Below are 16,157 nucleotides of genomic sequence, written 5' to 3' on the forward strand. Positions count from 1 at the left end.
GTTTAAAATGGATTATATTACAAGATTTGCAGAAGGCTTTATGAAACTTTTCCAATTAGGTGGTGAAACCTTTATTAGTTGGATGACAGGTATTGTTCCTGTAGTATTAATGCTCTTAGTTGCTATGAATGCCTTTATTGCCTTATTAGGTGAGGAGCGTGTAAATAAGCTAGCAGCCGTATCAGCAAAAAATCCTATTAGCCGTTACATGATTCTTCCCTTTATTTCAGCTTTTATGCTTGGAAATCCAATGGCTATCAGTATGGGGCGTTTTATGCCTGAATATTATAAACCTAGTTATGTTGCTTCTCAAATGCAATTTTGTCATACTTCAAATGGTGTCTTTCCCCATATTAATCCCGGTGAATTATTTGTTTGGTTAGGTATTGCGACAGGTATTAAAACCTTAGGACTAAGTCAAATGGAATTAGCCATTCGTTACTTACTTGTAGGTCTCATCATGAACTTTATTGGTGGCTGGGTAACTGATTTTACCACTGCTTACGTTGCTAAGCAACAAGGGGTGACTCTAAGTAAAACGGTGAAACTTGATTAAGAAAAAGGAGCTTAAGAAAATGGTTTATCAAAGTATAAAAGTTGTTAAAGGTAGTGGTGGTTATGGTGGCCCACTCGTTATTACACCAACTGAAGCCAAGCATAAATTCATCTACATCACTGGTGGGGGCGAAAAACCAGAAATTGTTGATAAAATTGCTTCATTAACAGGTATGGAAGCTATCAATGGTTTTAAAACGTCCATTCCTGATCAGGAAATTGCCTTAGCAATTGTCGACTGTGGTGGAACCTTACGCTGTGGGATTTATCCTAAAAAAGGTATTCCTACAATTAATATTGTTGCGACAGGAAAAAGTGGTCCCTTGGCACAATATATTACAGAAGATATTTACGTCTCAGCCGTAGGCCCTAATCAAATTTCAACAACTGATGAAACAGTACCTCTTAGTCAGCTCAATCAAGCACCTTCCTCAAAGGGGAGCTATGACACCAGCAAAAAAATAACAGAACAAAGGGCAGATTCTAGCTTTGTTGCCCGCATTGGTATGGGTGCTGGTAAAGTAGTTGCCACCTTTAACCAAGCAGCTCGTGATGCCATTCAAACCATGTTAAACACCATTTTACCCTTTATGGCTTTTGTCTCTCTTTTAATTGGGATTATCCAAGGGTCAGGAGTTGGTAATTGGTTAGCCAAATTAATGGTTCCTCTGGCAGGAAACATCTGGGGACTTGTTATCATTGGTTTCATTTGTTCGTTACCATTTTTATCACCACTATTAGGACCGGGTGCTGTTATCTCACAAATTATTGGAACTTTAATTGGTGTTGAAATTGGTAAGGGGCATATTCCACCACAAATGGCCTTGCCAGCTTTATTTGCTATCAACACACAAAATGGCTGTGATTTTATCCCAGTTGCACTTGGTTTAACTGAAGCAGATTCAGAAACGGTTGAAGTGGGCGTGCCATCTGTCCTCTACTCACGTTTCTTAAATGGAGTACCTCGTGTTATTATGGCATGGATTGCTAGCATAGGCCTTTATCAGTAAAATACTTGTCATGAAAGTTAAAAGAAGGGAAGTTAAAATGGTTACAATATTTGAAACCAATATCATAGCAGTTGGACCAGAAGCAGAAGAAATGGTTAGGAGTGCTAATATGCTGATTCTTTTTGGACAAGGAGCTCCAGAAGATCTTGCTGAGTTTTGTTACACTATTGATAATAAAAAGCTTCTGGGAGAGATTAAGCCTGGAGGAAAGGTCTTGATTGATAATGAGGACTACCACATTACAGCTGTTGGTAGTCTGGTTAGTAAAAATCTCAAAAATCTTGGGCACATCACTATTTCTTTTGATGGAGCAAATCAAGCCTCACTGCCGGGTACCTTACATGTATTTGGTTCCACCTCGCCAAAGATAGAGCTGGGGAGTCGTGTTCTCTTCACAGATTAAAATAGTTCCTATTGGTTTACCGTTTCGACTATCCCTAAAATGGATTCAGCCCTTCGGGGCTTTTTAGGTCAAAAAAATAACTTGAAAATAACCATATCCTTATAGAGTTGCAAGAAAAGAAGTTTGACAGATGTGTCGCTTTGCTTTCTTTGTTAGGTAAAAGGAGACCTTAAGATACTTTTCAAATACCTTCAATTTGAGAAAATTGATATAAACGATTATCTCAATAAACCAAAAAAGGTAACCCGAAGCGAGTTACCTTGGAGATTTATGAAAAGGATAAATGAAGTAGGAACTTATTTATCCCCACGGTTTAGGAGACCGTTATTTAGGAATGACTATACTATACTATCACTACCTTAAACAATTCTTAAATGAATGTCAAAGAATTTTTGTTGGTTTCACTTTTGAGTAACTTAAGGTAGTGGTATTGGGAAGTCCACCTTTCAATTCATCTAGGAGAAAGCCGAGCTAAGCCTTAAGTGCTTGATAGTTTATCAGGAGGATGCCCCTATAGTTAATTGTTCGAATAATGTAGATAAAAAGGGATTTTATGAATTTGGCGACTTTCAATTCTTGTTTTGATAACTGTCAGTACAGTATGAGAAACCTTTCTAACTGCTGAAATTGTGGTAAAATAAGCCTATGATAAAAAAAGATATTCGTAATGAGGTCCTAGCGACTCTAAAAGTGATGGACAAAAAAGAAAAGCATCAGAAAGATTTAGCTTTGCTAGAGGCCATGATCTCAACATCTGCCTATCAACAAGCCAGAGTCATAGCTACCTACTTAGCTATGCCAACTGAGTATGAAACTGGTCTTCTTATTAAACAGGCACTTAGTGACGGGAAATTACTTTTAATACCTAAGACCTATCCAAAAGGACGGATGATTTTTGTAGTTTATGACCGAAAAAATCTTGAGAGGAGCTCTTTTGGCTTGCTTGAGCCAACAAGTGAAATAGCCATACCTAAAAAGGATATTGATATGATACACGTTCCAGGTGTTGCTTTTAATGCTGAGGGTTATAGGATTGGCTATGGTGCGGGCTACTACGATCGTTATCTGAGTGATTATCAAGGAGCAACCATGAGTACTATCTATGATTGTCAACAAAGTGATTTTCAAGCAGAGCCCTATGATATTGCTGTTCAGGAGGTTCTTGTAAGATGACCTATCATTTGAAAAAAAGTCCAGTTACTTGTTTCTTCCTAGTCCTTACCATTCTGGTTTTTCTAGCCATGCAATACTATTATGGACAAGCAGCTAGAACCCCGCAAGCCGTTTTTCACTTTGGTGGGATGTTTGGTTTAGCTGTTAAAGCTGCGCCAAGCCAAATCTGGCGTCTCTTGACCCCGATTTTTGTTCATATTGGTTGGCAACATTTCCTTTTAAACACACTAACCTTATTTTATATTGGTCAATTAGCAGAAAAGATTTGGGGATCAAAAAATTTCTTTCTTCTCTACCTTTTATCTGGAGTTATGGGAAATCTCCTTACCTTGCAATTAAGTCCCGGCGTAGTTGCTGCGGGCGCATCAACATCTCTATTTGGGATTTTTGCAGCAATTGTGGTTTTGGGCATTTTCAGTGAGAACCCACAGTTGAGAACTTTTGGCAAGTCTTATCAGACCTTGATTATACTAAACTTAGTGATGAATATCTTTATGCCTAATGTTAGCTTGGCAGGACATCTTGGTGGGGTCCTTGGTGGTGGTCTCGCTGCTATTTTTCTATCGAACCAGGTCGCTCCGTTGTTAGTAACTAAAAAGCAAAAACTTTTAGCAAGTTTAGTCTACGGGATAATAAGTACCCTTATTTTAGTAGGTATTTTTATCTAAGGTTATATAAATAAGCAACTACAAACTAGTAGTTGCTTATTTATTGTATCAGTCTTTGGTTTTTGGATTAGTTTCTAGAGCATGCCCAAGTTTGATGATATAGTCTTTAAGGTCTTCTTTTACTTGAGGATGTTTTAGAGCATAGTCGATTGATGTTTTCATAAAACCAAATTTGTCACCCACGTCATAACGTTGACCGGTAAACTCACGAGCAAAGACACGTTGGGTTTTATTTAGTGTATCAATAGCGTCAGTCAATTGAACTTCATTTCCTGCACCGGGAGCTTGGTTTTCAAGGATGCCGAAAATTTCTGGAGTTAGCAGGTAACGGCCGATGATGGCTAGGTCACTTGGAGCATCTTCTGGTTTTGGTTTTTCAACAAAATTATCAACACTGTATAAACCATTGACAGACTTACCATGTGGTGCGATAACGCCATAAGAGGAAACGTCAGAATGTGGGACCTTCATAACAGCGATGGTTGAAGCATGAGTTGTTTGGTAGTCGTCCATAAGTTGCTTGGTTAATGGAACAGCTTTATTATCTGTGATATCCATTAGGTCATCGCCCAACATCACAATAAATGGTTCATTGCCAACAAAGGCTTTAGCTTGTAAAACAGCGTCGCCTAATCCACGTGGGTGGCTTTGACGGATAAAGTGTAGGTTGATTGAGGTTGTTTCATCAACTAATTTTAATAACTCAGTTTTACCTTTAGCTTGCAGATTGTATTCCAATTCAAAGTTTGAGTCAAAGTGGTCTTCAATAGAGCGTTTAGCTTTACCAGTTACAACTAGGATCTCTTCAATACCAGATTTGAGAGCTTCTTCAACAATGAATTGAATTGTTGGTTTATCAACAATAGGTAACATTTCTTTAGCCAAGGCCTTGGTTGCTGGCAAAAAACGCGTTCCTAAACCTGCTGCCGGAATAATTGCTTTTCTTACTTTAGTCATTTACGCCTCCTCTTGATAATAGAAATTAGTGCCATTCATTTTCGGATTTAAATTCGTTAGACATCATGCCAAGGATACTTTCTTTAATATCTGCCCCTTCGTAGATAGATTTATAAATTGCAGTGGTAATCGGCATATAGACACCTAGTTCTTGCGCGATTTCATAGGCTACCTTTGTAGTAGAAATACCCTCAATAACCATTCCCATATTGCGCTCAATATCTTCTAATTTTTCCCCGCGTCCCAGTGCATCACCGGCGCGCCAATTTCGAGAATAAACAGAAGTACCAGTGACAATAAGGTCTCCAACACCCGATAGTCCACTATAAGTTAAGGGATCAGCACCAAGTTTGACACCAAGACGGGTGATTTCAGCAAGCCCACGTGTAATGACAGCTGCTTTAGCATTATCACCATAACCTAAACCATGTAGTGCCCCTGCGCCGACAGCAATAATATTTTTAAGGGCACCAGCAGTTTCAACACCGATGACATCTTTGTTAGTGTAAAGGCGAAAATAGTGGTTACTAAAAATAGACTGGACATATTTAGCGGCCTCCAAGTCTGTGGATGCAGCGGTGATTAAGGTAATATCACGGACAATAGTTTCTTCGGCATGACTTGGTCCAGATACAACAACCACATCACTCCGTAAATGGGCTGGAATTTCTTCAGAAATTACCGTTGAAAGACGCTCATGGCTACCAGGTTCGAGCCCTTTTGAAGCATGCATCATAATGACTTTATGGTCTAAGACTTTAGCAACTTGCTTAGCTACTAAACGGGTAACCTTAGTTGGGACAACAAATAAAATAGCGTTGGCATCTTCCAGTGCCTCTTTTAAATCAGTTGTCGCCTTAATAGTTTCATCAATAATAATATCTTTAAAATAACGGCTATTAGTATGTGTGGCATTGATTTCATCAATTTGTTCTTGAGAGTCCCCCCAAAGGCACACATGGTGGCCATTGTCATTTAAAACCTGTGCAAGTGCGGTCCCCCATGAACCCGGTCCCAATACTGCAATTTTTTCTTTTTTCATTTCTATCTCCTTTAAGAGTCATCACTTCATTATATCATAAGAGCTATTATTACTCTATTAGAAAAAGGGATAGAAAACCTATGAGAATAGGGTGGAAGTGTAATCTCATTTTTCTTAATATTAAAAGACGTTTTCCTTGACAATAGTTCTTAAGAGAACTAAAATGGTCATCATGAGAACTAAGGAGGATGCGAATGTCACGGATTATTGCTGATCTAAGAGACTTAACTCATCAAATAGAACAAATTAGTGAAGAAATTGCCAAAAGGTATAATCTTGCTCATTTAGCAGGACCTCAAGGGCATGTTTTAATCTTCTTGAGTAGGAATGTTGAAAGAGAACTATTTGTTAAAGACATCGAAACAGAGCTTGGAATTTCAAAATCAGTTGCTAGTAATCTTGTTAAACGGATGGAAAAAAATGGTTTCATCAAAGTCATACCCTCTCAGACAGATAAGCGTTATAAACAAGTCGTAATGGCAGAAAAAGGGGTAGAGAAGTTGCCACTTTTACAAGAATGTCGTAAAGATGTTGAAAACTATTTCTTTAAGGAAATCTCGATGGAAGAATTTTGTGTTGTCCGAAAAGTGATAGATCAACTCAAACAAAATATGCTTGACTATAAAAAAGGAGAAGAAGATGCTTAAAAAGGCCATTCTTAAATACAAATGGTATGCACTAGGTTCTTTTGTGATGATTATTGGTGTGGTAGCTAGCACCTTGCTACAGCCACATTATCTGAAAGATGTCCTAGAGGCTGTTATTAAAAATGATAAAGAAAAAATTGCGCAAGTTGGGGTTTTATTGCTGATTATTGCTGGGATTGGTTTAATTGCAGGAACAGTCAATACCATTTTATCAGCTAAAATCGCTCAAGGCGTTTCGGCAGATATTCGGGAAGAAACTTTCCGTAAAATACAAAGTTTTTCTTATGCAAATGTTGAAAAATTCAATGCAGGAAACTTAGTGGTTCGAATGACTAATGATGTGAATCAAATCCAAAATTTGGTCATGATGCTTTTTCAAGTTCTCTTCCGGCTACCAATTTTATTTATTGGTGCCTTCTACATGGCTGTCCAAACCTTACCAAAACTATGGTGGGTTTTGGTCTTAATGGTCATTTTGATTGCTATTATTATGGCCTTAGTTATGAGTCAGATGGGACCACGTTTTGGTAAATTTCAAACCTTGATGGATAAGATTAACCGCATTGCAAAAGAAAACCTTCGTGGTGTTCGTGTGGTTAAATCATTCGTTCAAGAGCGTGAGCAATATGCTAAGTTCAAGGAGACATCAAATGAGCTACTTGGGTTAAATCTTTTTATTGGCTATGGTTTCTCAATGATGCAGCCAGCCTTGATGTTGGTCTCTTATCTGGCAGTCTATGTTTCCATTTTAATTGTTTCTGGAATGGTTAAGACAGAGCCGACAGTTATTGGCAGTATCGCTTCCTTTATGACCTATATGATGCAGATTATGTTCTCAATCATTATGGTTGGTTTCATGGGTATGCAAGCAAGCAGGGCCTTTATCTCCATTGGCCGTCTTAAAGAAGTTCTTGAAACGGAACCTGCTATGACTTACATTGACAGTGAAGAAGCAGAGGAAATTTCTGGTGAGATCGTCTTTGAACATGTTAGTTTCACTTACCCTAATGAAGCTGAACCTACTTTGAAGGATATTTCTTTCTCTATTGAATCTGGTCAAATGGTTGGTGTTGTTGGAGCTACTGGTGCTGGTAAATCAACATTGGCACAACTAATCCCACGTTTATTTGATCCCCAAAAAGGTCGTATCTTAGTTGGTGGTAAGGACCTCAAGAGCCTAAGCCAGAAAACATTGAAAGAGAATATTTCTATTGTTCTGCAAAAAGCCATTCTCTTTTCCGGTACGATTGCTGAAAATTTACGTCAAGGTAACGCTAAGGCAGATTTTAATGCTATGCAAAATGCAGCAAGGATTGCTCAGGCCAGGGAATTTATTGATCGTATGGATGATGGTTATGAGAGTCAGGTTGAAGAACGTGGCAATAACTTCTCAGGTGGTCAAAAGCAACGGATGTCCATTGCGCGTGGGGTTATCAATAATCCGAAGATTTTAGTATTAGACGATTCAACGTCGGCTTTGGATGCTAAATCTGAAAAATTAGTTCAAAATGCCCTAAATCACGATCTAAAAGATACAACAACAATTGTTATTGCACAAAAAATTTCATCTGTGGTAAAAGCCGATACTATTTTGGTTCTTGACAATGGTCAATTGATCGGTCAGGGTAAGCATGCGGATTTAATTGCAAGTAACGCTGTTTATCGTGAAATTTATGAAACACAGAAAGGTAAGGAGGAAGAGTAATGAAGACAGCACGTTTTTTCTGGTTTTATTTTAAACGTTATAAGATTTCTTTTATTTTTATAGCGATTGCCATTATTCTAGCTACCTACCTCCAAGTAAAGGCCCCCGTTTTTCTCGGAGAATCCTTAACTGAGCTTGGTAAGCTTGGTCAAAAATATTACGCAGCCAAAATGGCTGGTCAGTCCGGCTATAAGCCTGATACTTCTGCTTTTATGACTGTGATGACCAAACTTTTGTTGGCCTATCTTTTCACAGCTCTAGCTAATCTGGTATATAGTTTACTCTTTACACGTATTGTAGCGCACTCAACCAACCGGATGCGTAAAGGATTGTTTGGGAAATTGGAACGCTTAACGGTTTCTTTCTTTGATAGTCACAAAGATGGCGCTATTCTTTCTCGTTTTACCAGTGATTTAGATAATATCCAGAATTCCCTTAACCAATCGTTAGTCCAAGTTGTGACCAATATTGCTCTTTACATTGGTTTGGTCTGGATGATGTTCCGTCAAGACACTCGCTTAGCTCTTTTAACAATGGCAACAACGCCTCTTGCACTTATCTTTTTGATCGCAATTATCCGTCTGGCTAGGAAGTATACAGATATTCAACAAAAAGAAGTATCGGCACTTAATGCTTACATGGATGAGAAAATTTCTGGTCAAAAAGCAATCATTGTTCAGGGTGTCCAAGAAGAAACAATTGATGGTTTCGTAGAGCATAACGAAAAGGTTCGAGCTGCAACCTTCAAAGGTCGTCTTTTTGCGGGTCTGCTCTTTCCAGTTATGAACGGAATGAGCTTACTAAACACGGCAATCGTTATCTTTATCGGGTCAAGTATTGTTCTTAATGACAAATCCATTTCAATGGCTGTTGGGCTTGGTTTAGTTGTGACCTTTGTCCAATTTTCACAGCAATATTACCAGCCAATTATGCAGGTAGCTGCATCCTGGGGCGAACTACAGCTAGCCTTCACAGGCGCTAGCCGTATCCAAGAAATGTTTGATGAGGCTGAGGAAATCAGACCTCAAAATGCTCCGCTTTTTACCGAGTTAAAAGAAGAGGTCGCTATTAACCATGTTGATTTTGGTTACAAACCTGGCAAAAAAGTGCTTTCTGACGTGACCATAAAAGCTCCTAAGGGCAAAATGGTTGCTGTTGTTGGGCCGACGGGTTCAGGTAAGACCACTATTATGAACTTGATTAATCGTTTTTATGATGTTGACAGTGGTTCTATTACCTTTGATGGGGTTGACATCCGTGATTATGACCTTGATAGCCTTCGTAAAAATGTTGGTATTGTCTTGCAAGAGTCCGTCTTATTTTCTGGGACAATTGCTGATAATATTCGTTTCGGGGACGCGAGTATTAGTCAGGAGATGGTAGAAATCGCTGCGCGTGCCACCCACATACATGAATTTATCAAGTCACTTCCTGAAGGTTATGAGACCATGGTCACAGACGATGAGAATATTTTCTCAACTGGGCAAAAACAATTGATTTCAATTGCCAGAACATTACTGACTGATCCCCAAGTTTTGATTCTGGACGAAGCGACTTCCAACGTTGATACCGTAACCGAAAGTAAGATTCAAAAAGCGATGGAAGCTATTGTAGCTGGTAGAACCAGCTTTGTTATCGCCCACCGCTTGAAAACAATTTTGAATGCAGATGAAATTATTGTTCTTAAAGATGGTAAGGTTATTGAACAAGGAAATCATCACGAACTCTTACAGCAAAAAGGTTTCTATTCAGAACTTTACCACAACCAGTTTGTCTTTGAATAAGATAAAAAAGTTGAGTTTCTTCTCAACTTTTTTTGATTTACACAGTGACTTATAGTATCCTATCAATAAGAAAGACTGTACAGTAAAGGAAAATTAAAATGATTAACGTTGAAGATGTATTGAGTAAGGCCAAGCCAAATCAAAAGATTAACTATGACAAACTCATGCAAGAAATGCGGAAGGATTGGTTAAAGAAAGAGATTAGACCACGGATTCTCATGCATGTTTGCTGTGCTCCATGCTCAACGTACAGTTTGGAATATTTGGCTGATTTTGCTGATATAACGGTCTACTTTGCCAATTCTAATATTCATCCTAAAACAGAATATCAACGAAGAGCATTAGTCACACAAGAATTTATCAAGGCATTTAATGAAAAGACTGGCCATGATGTTGCCTATATAGAAGAGCTCTATCAACCCAATAACTATATCAAAAAAGTAAGAGGACTTGAAGACGAGCCTGAGGGTGGTGCACGGTGTCGCGTCTGTTTTGATTATCGTCTGGATTTAACAGCCTGCAAAGCTGTAGAACTGGACTTTGACTATTTTGCTAGTGCCCTGACGATAAGTCCTCATAAAAATGCTAGTTTGATTAATCAAATTGGGATTGATATTCAAAAATGTTACCGGACCAAGTATCTTCCAAGTGACTTTAAGAAAAATAATGGTTACCGTCGCTCGGTTCAAATGTGTCAAGAGTATGATATTTATCGTCAATGTTACTGCGGCTGTGTCTACGCAGCTAGGTCACAAGGTGTTGATTTAAAACAAGTCAAGATGAATGCAAAGGCTTATTTAGACAGTCAACAAAGCCTAGAAGAATCAGAATCTTCGGTAACAATTCCATTTATCTACCAAGGAAAAGAACTTAAGAACAAATAAAAAAACAACTTTTGCCATAAAAGTTGTTTTTTAATAAATCCTTAGTGTTCAGAGGCGCCAGATGTGGCATCAGCTTCAGCAACTACTGGGGTAGCAGCTGCACCACCAGACTCAGAAGCACCAGATGTCGCATCAACAGCTGAGTGACCTCCGGGAACTGCGCTAGCTTTTCCACCTACTAAATGCTGACCAGTTTCCTTTAAATACCAATCTAGCCAAGGTTTAAAGTTGAAGACAATTTCATTGATACCTGAGAAAGAACCATCTGGATAATACATGGCTTGATAATTATGGGTATTGATGACCTCTGCTGGAGAACCAGGAACAATTGTCCGAACAAATTCTTCGTTACCATTACGAAGGGAACCAACAACCCATTCTACATTTTTCATTCGAGCAGGTGGCAAAGAACCGTGGACGGTTGATAAGCGATTTCCAACTTGTGAAGGGAGGCGCTTAGCGTACATGGTTTCGGGATCTTGATGAGCATTGTTGTAGTAGAGGAACTGATTATTGTCGTCTGAGTAGGTTAATTCAAATGGCATAGCTTTTAAGAACATATTGATTTGATCAACAGTCAAAATACCATGATCAAGTTTAACATAGGTGTCCCCTTCTACAGCATTTACCAATTTTGCGGCTTTTTCAACCCATTCTGGATCATCGGGATCAACTCCAGTAATGGTCGTTGCAATAGGATTATTACAGTCCAAATCTTCTTTTTCAATCGGTTTTGGCTTCCTTAAAGCAGATACAACACCAACATATTTGATGAAATTGTCTAAACAGGTTTCTAAGAATGTCACAGTTCCCTCGTTAATAATATTTCCGTCGTTATCAAATGCTTCTTTTGCTTTCCCTAGTAAGAATTCATTTCCTGGAAGAGTGAATGCATTGACGCCAGGAGCTTCCAAAATTTTACGAAGGTGGACTTGGGCACGTGAGGTTCCTTGGTCATAATAGGAAGCTCCAACAATCATAATTGGCTTGTTTTCGAGTGGGTGTAAATTGAAAGATAACCACTCTAGTGTGCTTTTAAGAGCAGGTGTGATGGTATGATTATGTTCAGGTGTTGCAATAATAACCCCATCAGCACGTGTGATTTTATGATAGAGGTATTTAATGGCAAAGGAATCAGATTGATCTTGGTCTTGATTGAACATTGGAATATCCTTAATTTCCAAAACTTCAATGTCACATTTTAATTTAAATTGGCGTCTCATGAACTCTAACAACATACGGTTATAAGATTGATCTGCATTTGAGCCAACAATAGCAACAAATTTCATAGATAGTATCCTTTCTTCTTACAAGTTTTCCCAGTCAAAGTTTTCAGCTTCTTTACGCAAAAGTTCCTGAGCGTGTGATAATTTTCCGGCGATCTTAACAAAGATACGGAAATCATCGAAGATAGCGTCTAGTTTTTGAATGGTTTCTAAATCAAATAAATTACCATTAGCATCAAATGCTTGTAAGGAATGAGAAAGTAAAAATTCATCTGGAAGCACGGTGGCTTTTAATTCGGGAGCATTTAAAATCTGGCGTAATTGCAGTTGAGCCCGCGATGACCCTAAGGTTCCATAAGAAGCCCCAGTAATCATAACTGGTTTCCCAAGTAATGGATAGATACCATAAGATAACCATGCTAAGGCGTTCATTAATGAGGCTGGAATCGAATGGTCGTATTCAGGTGTTCCAATAATAACCCCATCGGCTTCCTCAATTTTGCCAGCCATTTCAGTGACCATCTCAGGCAACTCCTTATTAGCAGGTTTATTGAAAAGGGGGAGATCTTTGACTTCCATTAATTCAATTTCTGCCTTATCCGCAAAATGATTTGACATGTATTGGAGAAGCTGACGGTTAGTTGAGCGACTTGAATTTGTACCAACAAGACCAATGAGTTTCATAGCGTTTCCTCTATTTCTGAAATTTCAAGAGTTTTCTCTCATTTACATGATAACGCTTTATTATAATAATATCAATTATTTTCTGAATTATTCATTTATAAATTGTCTAAGTTTGGAATACACAAGCAGAGCAAGGACAGCTTTTTTTTGATATAATGGTAAAAAATGCAAAGGATGATCATGAAAAAAACATTATACATTATTGCTGGTTGCCTTAGTTTTGCTTTAGCCATCTTAGGTATACCATTACCCCTATTACCAACAACTCCCCTACTTTTACTAGCAGGTTTTTGCTTTTCACGTAGTTCTGATCGCTTTAACAACTGGCTCCGTAGTACCAAAGTGTACAAATACTACGTAGGTGACTATCTGGAAACGCGGATTATCCCGCGTGCTCGTAAAAAACAAATTCTGATTCAAGTCTGGATATTAATGGGAATCTCGATTATTTTTATGCCCTTCATTTGGATGAAAATCATTTTCTTTGCCATGACGACTATTATGTCAGTGGTATTATTTCGATTTGTTCCAGAAAAATGAGACTTGTGACATTTAATTAGCTACTATAATTAAATGTTTTTTTGTGGTCATTTTTGCTATTCTTTTACGAATAACTTATAATAGAGAGAATCATTTTTGTTGAGAAAAGGATAAAACATCATGAAAATTCGTGGCTTATTTTTCGGCTATTTTATAATTTTCCATACAGTTGGCTATTATTGATATAATAGGCTAAATAAAAATTTTATTAGTTATTACATTTCATTTCAGGGTACACAAAAGTACGAAAAAAGGTACATAAAATTATGAGTCCGCAGGCAAGAAAAAAGGCACCTTATGAGGTGCTTCAGAGTGAAGACAAAGTCCCTGTCTTCACTCTTTTTGATGTTTTTCACAAGTGGCTCGGACGTAAGCGACTTCCTTCGGAATTCCATTACTCATTTTTTAGCCCCGGTCTAAAAAATTCCGTCGTGGCTTTTCTAATTCGAAATAAGCCACTCATGCCACTGGGAAAAACATCACAATCGTCATTAAAAGTGAGAGATTTTCTCTTCTTAGGAGTATAATAATAGTAAAAATAATTGTGAGGTGCTCTCTATGTTTCACAAAGAAAATCCTAATTACAATCGCAATCAAGTCGGTTTTTATACCCTAGATGAGTTAGTTCCAGAAGATCATCTGCTTCGTCAAATTGATCAAGCTATTGATTTCTCTTTTATTTATGACTTAGTGACAGATAGTTATTGTCTTGATAATGGGCGTCCTAGTTTAGATCCAGTGATGTTAGTTAAAGTCCCTATTATCCATGTCTCTTTGGTATTCGTTCTATGAGACAAACCATTAAAGAGATAGAAGTGAATGTGACTTACCGCTGGTTTTTTGGATTGACATTGGAAGATAAGGTAGCTCATTTTACTACTTACGGCAAGAACTACAGTCGTCGTTTTCAAGATAAACAAGTGATTGAAGCCATCTTTTCTCATATATTAGGGCTATGCCTTAATTGCTGGGCTGATTGATCCCACTGAAATTTTTGTGGATGGCACTCATATCAAGGCAGCTGCCAACAGTCACAAATATAGCAATCAGAAAGTTGATAGATAAGCTAAGTTTATGAATGACCAGTTGGAGCTGGAAATTGCTAGGGACAGGGAGAAACATGAAAAAAAGTCGCTAGGGCTCGTCAAAGAAAAAGAGCCCATAAATAAGAAAGTTTCTACGACCGACCCTGAAAGTGGTTGGTATCATAAGGGAGAACATGAAGATGTCTTTGCTTACACAAGTCAAGTGGCATGCGATAAGAATGGTTGGGTCTTAGCCTATACTGTAGATGCAGGAAATACTCATGATAGTCAAGCATTTCCTGCACTTTGGAAGAAGATAAAAGAGTTCCGGCCAGACTTTATTATCGCTGATTCTGGCTACAAGACTCCTAGTATTGCCAAGTTACTCTTGGATAATGAAGTGAGACCTGTTTTCCCCTATACTAGGCCTCGTGGTAAGAAAGGCAATTTAAGACCAAATGATTTTATTTATGATTCCTATTATGAGTGTTATCTTTGTCCTGAACACCAAGTATTGTCTTATACAACAACAAATCGATCTGGCTATAGAGAATATAAAAGTGCCCCCGAAATTTGTGCTTCTTGTCCCCGTCTAGGAATTTGTACTGACAGTAAGAATCACCAAAAGGTAGTGACCCGACATATCTGGAAAGACTACCTGGATATTTGTGAGGATGTTCGGCATCAAAGTGGTATGAAAGAACTCTATAAACAGCGCAAACAGAGTATTGAGCGACTTTTTGGAACGGCTAAAGAATACCACAACCTTCGTTATACTAGAGAAATTGGAAAGTCCAAAATGAAAGCTAAAGTTGGACTGACTTTAGCGTGCCTAAATCTCAAAAAATGGGTTAAAATGATGGCTGGAAGGCCTTTTTATTTTGGGCCTAAATGCATTATTTATCTGATTTTAGTGAAATTTAGGCGAAACAATAAAAAACAAACTAGCAATGTCACTAGTTTGTCTTCAATCTGATGCACCTTATGAGGTGCTTATTTTTTTCTATTTCAAGCATATAACGTAACGATAATAGCCAAAATGGCTACAATAGTTAGTTTATTCATAATATCAACTTCAAAAAAGACTCAACAAGATAAATTATCAATAGTATCAACTCTTTTAGTTAATAATGTTGGTTCCTGTCCTGCTCAACTTTGCTCTATATCCTAACGTGAATAAAAATGTACAATACGGCGGGAAGCTCACAAAATGGGGGTGGGGTAGGTAGGGATAGCCCCCTTTTTCATGTAGTCAGGTTTAAGGTTATCTTTATACCTTGATACTCTACTGTTTTCTAGTATTTCAAAAGTCAGCAAAATGAAAAATAATGAAAAGATTAGCCTACTTTAATACTGACATTGCCATTCTGAGCCAAGGGAAAGTTTTTAAGTGAATGATTGTCCGTATCAGTTGATATGACTAGCATTATGTTAATTTAAAGAGGGTTGAAACTTAGCATTTATTAGCCATATATGATATAATAATGTTAGGTGAATATATATTGAAGTCGGTCTTTTCGTGAGGCGGTTTTACGCCTTATCAGAGTTAGTCACTGTTTAATCAGTGGCTTTTTTGTTGCCCGTTGGGGTAGTATAATGTATTTAATCCATCAATAAATGCCTACAATAATAGCTTTTAATCTTTTTAAAAATTTTAAAAAGGGAATTTTTTGCACAAAAGAGGGTGCGTTCTTTAGTTTAAACTTAATCATAGCCCCGATAAAAAGAAGTGGGGTAGTCTGATACTATACTAATGTATTGCGTGTGATTAATACAAAATAAACAATAATTTATAACACTATTGTATGGTTTCAACAATACAAATTAGTTCCGATTATTTCCAAAAGACAAAGT

At 37.8% G+C, this 16,157-nt stretch carries 14 protein-coding genes and 1 pseudogene; 11 read left to right on the forward strand and 4 right to left on the reverse strand.

What is annotated here, in order from left to right:
- The first annotated feature begins 7 nt into the window (after positions 1–7).
- The 5 genes from srlA (at position 8) to STRPS_RS05350 (ending at position 3,809) form a co-directional block, all read left to right on the forward strand.
- Positions 8–556 carry a PTS glucitol/sorbitol transporter subunit IIC gene (srlA, locus tag STRPS_RS05330; protein ID WP_007892599.1) on the forward strand — a complete coding sequence of 183 codons (549 nt, stop codon included), beginning with the start codon at positions 8–10 and terminating at the stop codon, positions 554–556.
- A 19-nt stretch (positions 557–575) separates the two neighbouring features.
- On the forward strand, positions 576–1,565 hold the full coding sequence (gene srlE / locus STRPS_RS05335; RefSeq protein ID WP_007892281.1) for a PTS glucitol/sorbitol transporter subunit IIB: 990 nt from the start codon (positions 576–578) through the stop codon (positions 1,563–1,565).
- Positions 1,566–1,602: 37 nt separating this feature from the next.
- Positions 1,603–1,968, forward strand: coding sequence for a PTS glucitol/sorbitol transporter subunit IIA (locus tag STRPS_RS05340; RefSeq protein WP_007892391.1), 366 nt, complete (start codon positions 1,603–1,605; stop codon positions 1,966–1,968).
- Between the two features lie 645 nt (positions 1,969–2,613).
- Positions 2,614–3,141 carry a 5-formyltetrahydrofolate cyclo-ligase gene (locus STRPS_RS05345; RefSeq protein ID WP_007892543.1) on the forward strand — a complete coding sequence of 176 codons (528 nt, stop codon included), beginning with the start codon at positions 2,614–2,616 and terminating at the stop codon, positions 3,139–3,141.
- Positions 3,138–3,809 carry a rhomboid family intramembrane serine protease gene (locus tag STRPS_RS05350; protein WP_007892533.1) on the forward strand — a complete coding sequence of 224 codons (672 nt, stop codon included), beginning with the start codon at positions 3,138–3,140 and terminating at the stop codon, positions 3,807–3,809. Before STRPS_RS05345 ends, STRPS_RS05350 begins: the two co-directional genes overlap by 4 nt.
- Positions 3,810–3,857: 48 nt before the next feature.
- Here the strand turns inward: STRPS_RS05350 and galU are convergent, their stop codons facing one another.
- Together galU and STRPS_RS05360 are read right to left on the reverse strand one after the other, a co-directional pair.
- Positions 3,858–4,766 (reverse strand): UTP--glucose-1-phosphate uridylyltransferase GalU, encoded by a 909-nt coding sequence (gene galU, locus STRPS_RS05355; RefSeq protein ID WP_007892351.1) that lies wholly within the window; start codon positions 4,764–4,766, stop codon positions 3,858–3,860.
- A 25-nt stretch (positions 4,767–4,791) separates the two neighbouring features.
- Positions 4,792–5,808, reverse strand: coding sequence for an NAD(P)H-dependent glycerol-3-phosphate dehydrogenase (locus STRPS_RS05360; protein ID WP_007892527.1), 1,017 nt, complete (start codon positions 5,806–5,808; stop codon positions 4,792–4,794).
- A 194-nt stretch (positions 5,809–6,002) separates the two neighbouring features.
- On the opposite strand from STRPS_RS05360, the gene STRPS_RS05365 reads away from it, so the two are divergent.
- The 4 genes from STRPS_RS05365 (at position 6,003) to STRPS_RS05380 (ending at position 10,828) form a co-directional block, all read left to right on the forward strand.
- Positions 6,003–6,455 (forward strand): MarR family winged helix-turn-helix transcriptional regulator, encoded by a 453-nt coding sequence (locus STRPS_RS05365; RefSeq protein WP_007892252.1) that lies wholly within the window; start codon positions 6,003–6,005, stop codon positions 6,453–6,455.
- Positions 6,448–8,160 (forward strand): ABC transporter ATP-binding protein, encoded by a 1,713-nt coding sequence (locus STRPS_RS05370; RefSeq protein WP_007892379.1) that lies wholly within the window; start codon positions 6,448–6,450, stop codon positions 8,158–8,160. The genes STRPS_RS05365 and STRPS_RS05370 overlap by 8 nt, the downstream gene beginning before the upstream one ends.
- Positions 8,160–9,944 (forward strand): ABC transporter ATP-binding protein, encoded by a 1,785-nt coding sequence (locus STRPS_RS05375; protein ID WP_007892374.1) that lies wholly within the window; start codon positions 8,160–8,162, stop codon positions 9,942–9,944. The genes STRPS_RS05370 and STRPS_RS05375 overlap by 1 nt, the downstream gene beginning before the upstream one ends.
- A gap of 98 nt (positions 9,945–10,042) precedes the next feature.
- A complete protein-coding gene (locus STRPS_RS05380) occupies positions 10,043–10,828 on the forward strand; it encodes an epoxyqueuosine reductase QueH (protein ID WP_007892547.1) in 786 nt (261 codons plus the stop codon).
- Between the two features lie 41 nt (positions 10,829–10,869).
- On the opposite strand, the gene STRPS_RS05385 is transcribed toward STRPS_RS05380, so the two are convergent.
- Positions 10,870–12,117, reverse strand: a complete 1,248-nt coding sequence (locus tag STRPS_RS05385) for an NAD(P)H-dependent oxidoreductase (protein ID WP_007892301.1) — start codon at positions 12,115–12,117, stop codon at positions 10,870–10,872.
- An 18-nt stretch (positions 12,118–12,135) separates the two neighbouring features.
- Positions 12,136–12,738, reverse strand: a complete 603-nt coding sequence (locus STRPS_RS05390) for an NADPH-dependent FMN reductase (RefSeq protein WP_007892530.1) — start codon at positions 12,736–12,738, stop codon at positions 12,136–12,138.
- A gap of 180 nt (positions 12,739–12,918) precedes the next feature.
- On the opposite strand from STRPS_RS05390, the gene STRPS_RS05395 reads away from it, so the two are divergent.
- Positions 12,919–13,278, forward strand: coding sequence for a YbaN family protein (locus STRPS_RS05395; RefSeq protein ID WP_007892340.1), 360 nt, complete (start codon positions 12,919–12,921; stop codon positions 13,276–13,278).
- A 558-nt stretch (positions 13,279–13,836) separates the two neighbouring features.
- Positions 13,837–15,279, forward strand: a pseudogene (locus STRPS_RS10405) (IS1182 family transposase).
- Positions 15,280–16,157 lie beyond the last annotated feature (878 nt).

Source organism: Streptococcus pseudoporcinus LQ 940-04 (assembly GCF_000188035.1).
GTDB classification, from domain to species: Bacteria; Bacillota; Bacilli; order Lactobacillales; family Streptococcaceae; genus Streptococcus; species Streptococcus pseudoporcinus.

What these genes read in the sequence shown, in the direction of transcription:
- srlA (WP_007892599.1), top strand. Translation starts at nt 8, where the DNA reads ATGGATTATATTACAAGATTTGCAGAAGGCTTTATGAAACTTTTCCAA.
- srlE (WP_007892281.1), top strand. Translation starts at nt 576, where the DNA reads ATGGTTTATCAAAGTATAAAAGTTGTTAAAGGTAGTGGTGGTTATGGT.
- STRPS_RS05340 (WP_007892391.1), top strand. Translation starts at nt 1,603, where the DNA reads ATGGTTACAATATTTGAAACCAATATCATAGCAGTTGGACCAGAAGCA.
- STRPS_RS05345 (WP_007892543.1), top strand. Translation starts at nt 2,614, where the DNA reads ATGATAAAAAAAGATATTCGTAATGAGGTCCTAGCGACTCTAAAAGTG.
- STRPS_RS05350 (WP_007892533.1), top strand. Translation starts at nt 3,138, where the DNA reads ATGACCTATCATTTGAAAAAAAGTCCAGTTACTTGTTTCTTCCTAGTC.
- galU (WP_007892351.1), bottom strand. Translation starts at nt 4,766, where the DNA reads ATGACTAAAGTAAGAAAAGCAATTATTCCGGCAGCAGGTTTAGGAACG.
- STRPS_RS05360 (WP_007892527.1), bottom strand. Translation starts at nt 5,808, where the DNA reads ATGAAAAAAGAAAAAATTGCAGTATTGGGACCGGGTTCATGGGGGACC.
- STRPS_RS05365 (WP_007892252.1), top strand. Translation starts at nt 6,003, where the DNA reads ATGTCACGGATTATTGCTGATCTAAGAGACTTAACTCATCAAATAGAA.
- STRPS_RS05370 (WP_007892379.1), top strand. Translation starts at nt 6,448, where the DNA reads ATGCTTAAAAAGGCCATTCTTAAATACAAATGGTATGCACTAGGTTCT.
- STRPS_RS05375 (WP_007892374.1), top strand. Translation starts at nt 8,160, where the DNA reads ATGAAGACAGCACGTTTTTTCTGGTTTTATTTTAAACGTTATAAGATT.
- STRPS_RS05380 (WP_007892547.1), top strand. Translation starts at nt 10,043, where the DNA reads ATGATTAACGTTGAAGATGTATTGAGTAAGGCCAAGCCAAATCAAAAG.
- STRPS_RS05385 (WP_007892301.1), bottom strand. Translation starts at nt 12,117, where the DNA reads ATGAAATTTGTTGCTATTGTTGGCTCAAATGCAGATCAATCTTATAAC.
- STRPS_RS05390 (WP_007892530.1), bottom strand. Translation starts at nt 12,738, where the DNA reads ATGAAACTCATTGGTCTTGTTGGTACAAATTCAAGTCGCTCAACTAAC.
- STRPS_RS05395 (WP_007892340.1), top strand. Translation starts at nt 12,919, where the DNA reads ATGAAAAAAACATTATACATTATTGCTGGTTGCCTTAGTTTTGCTTTA.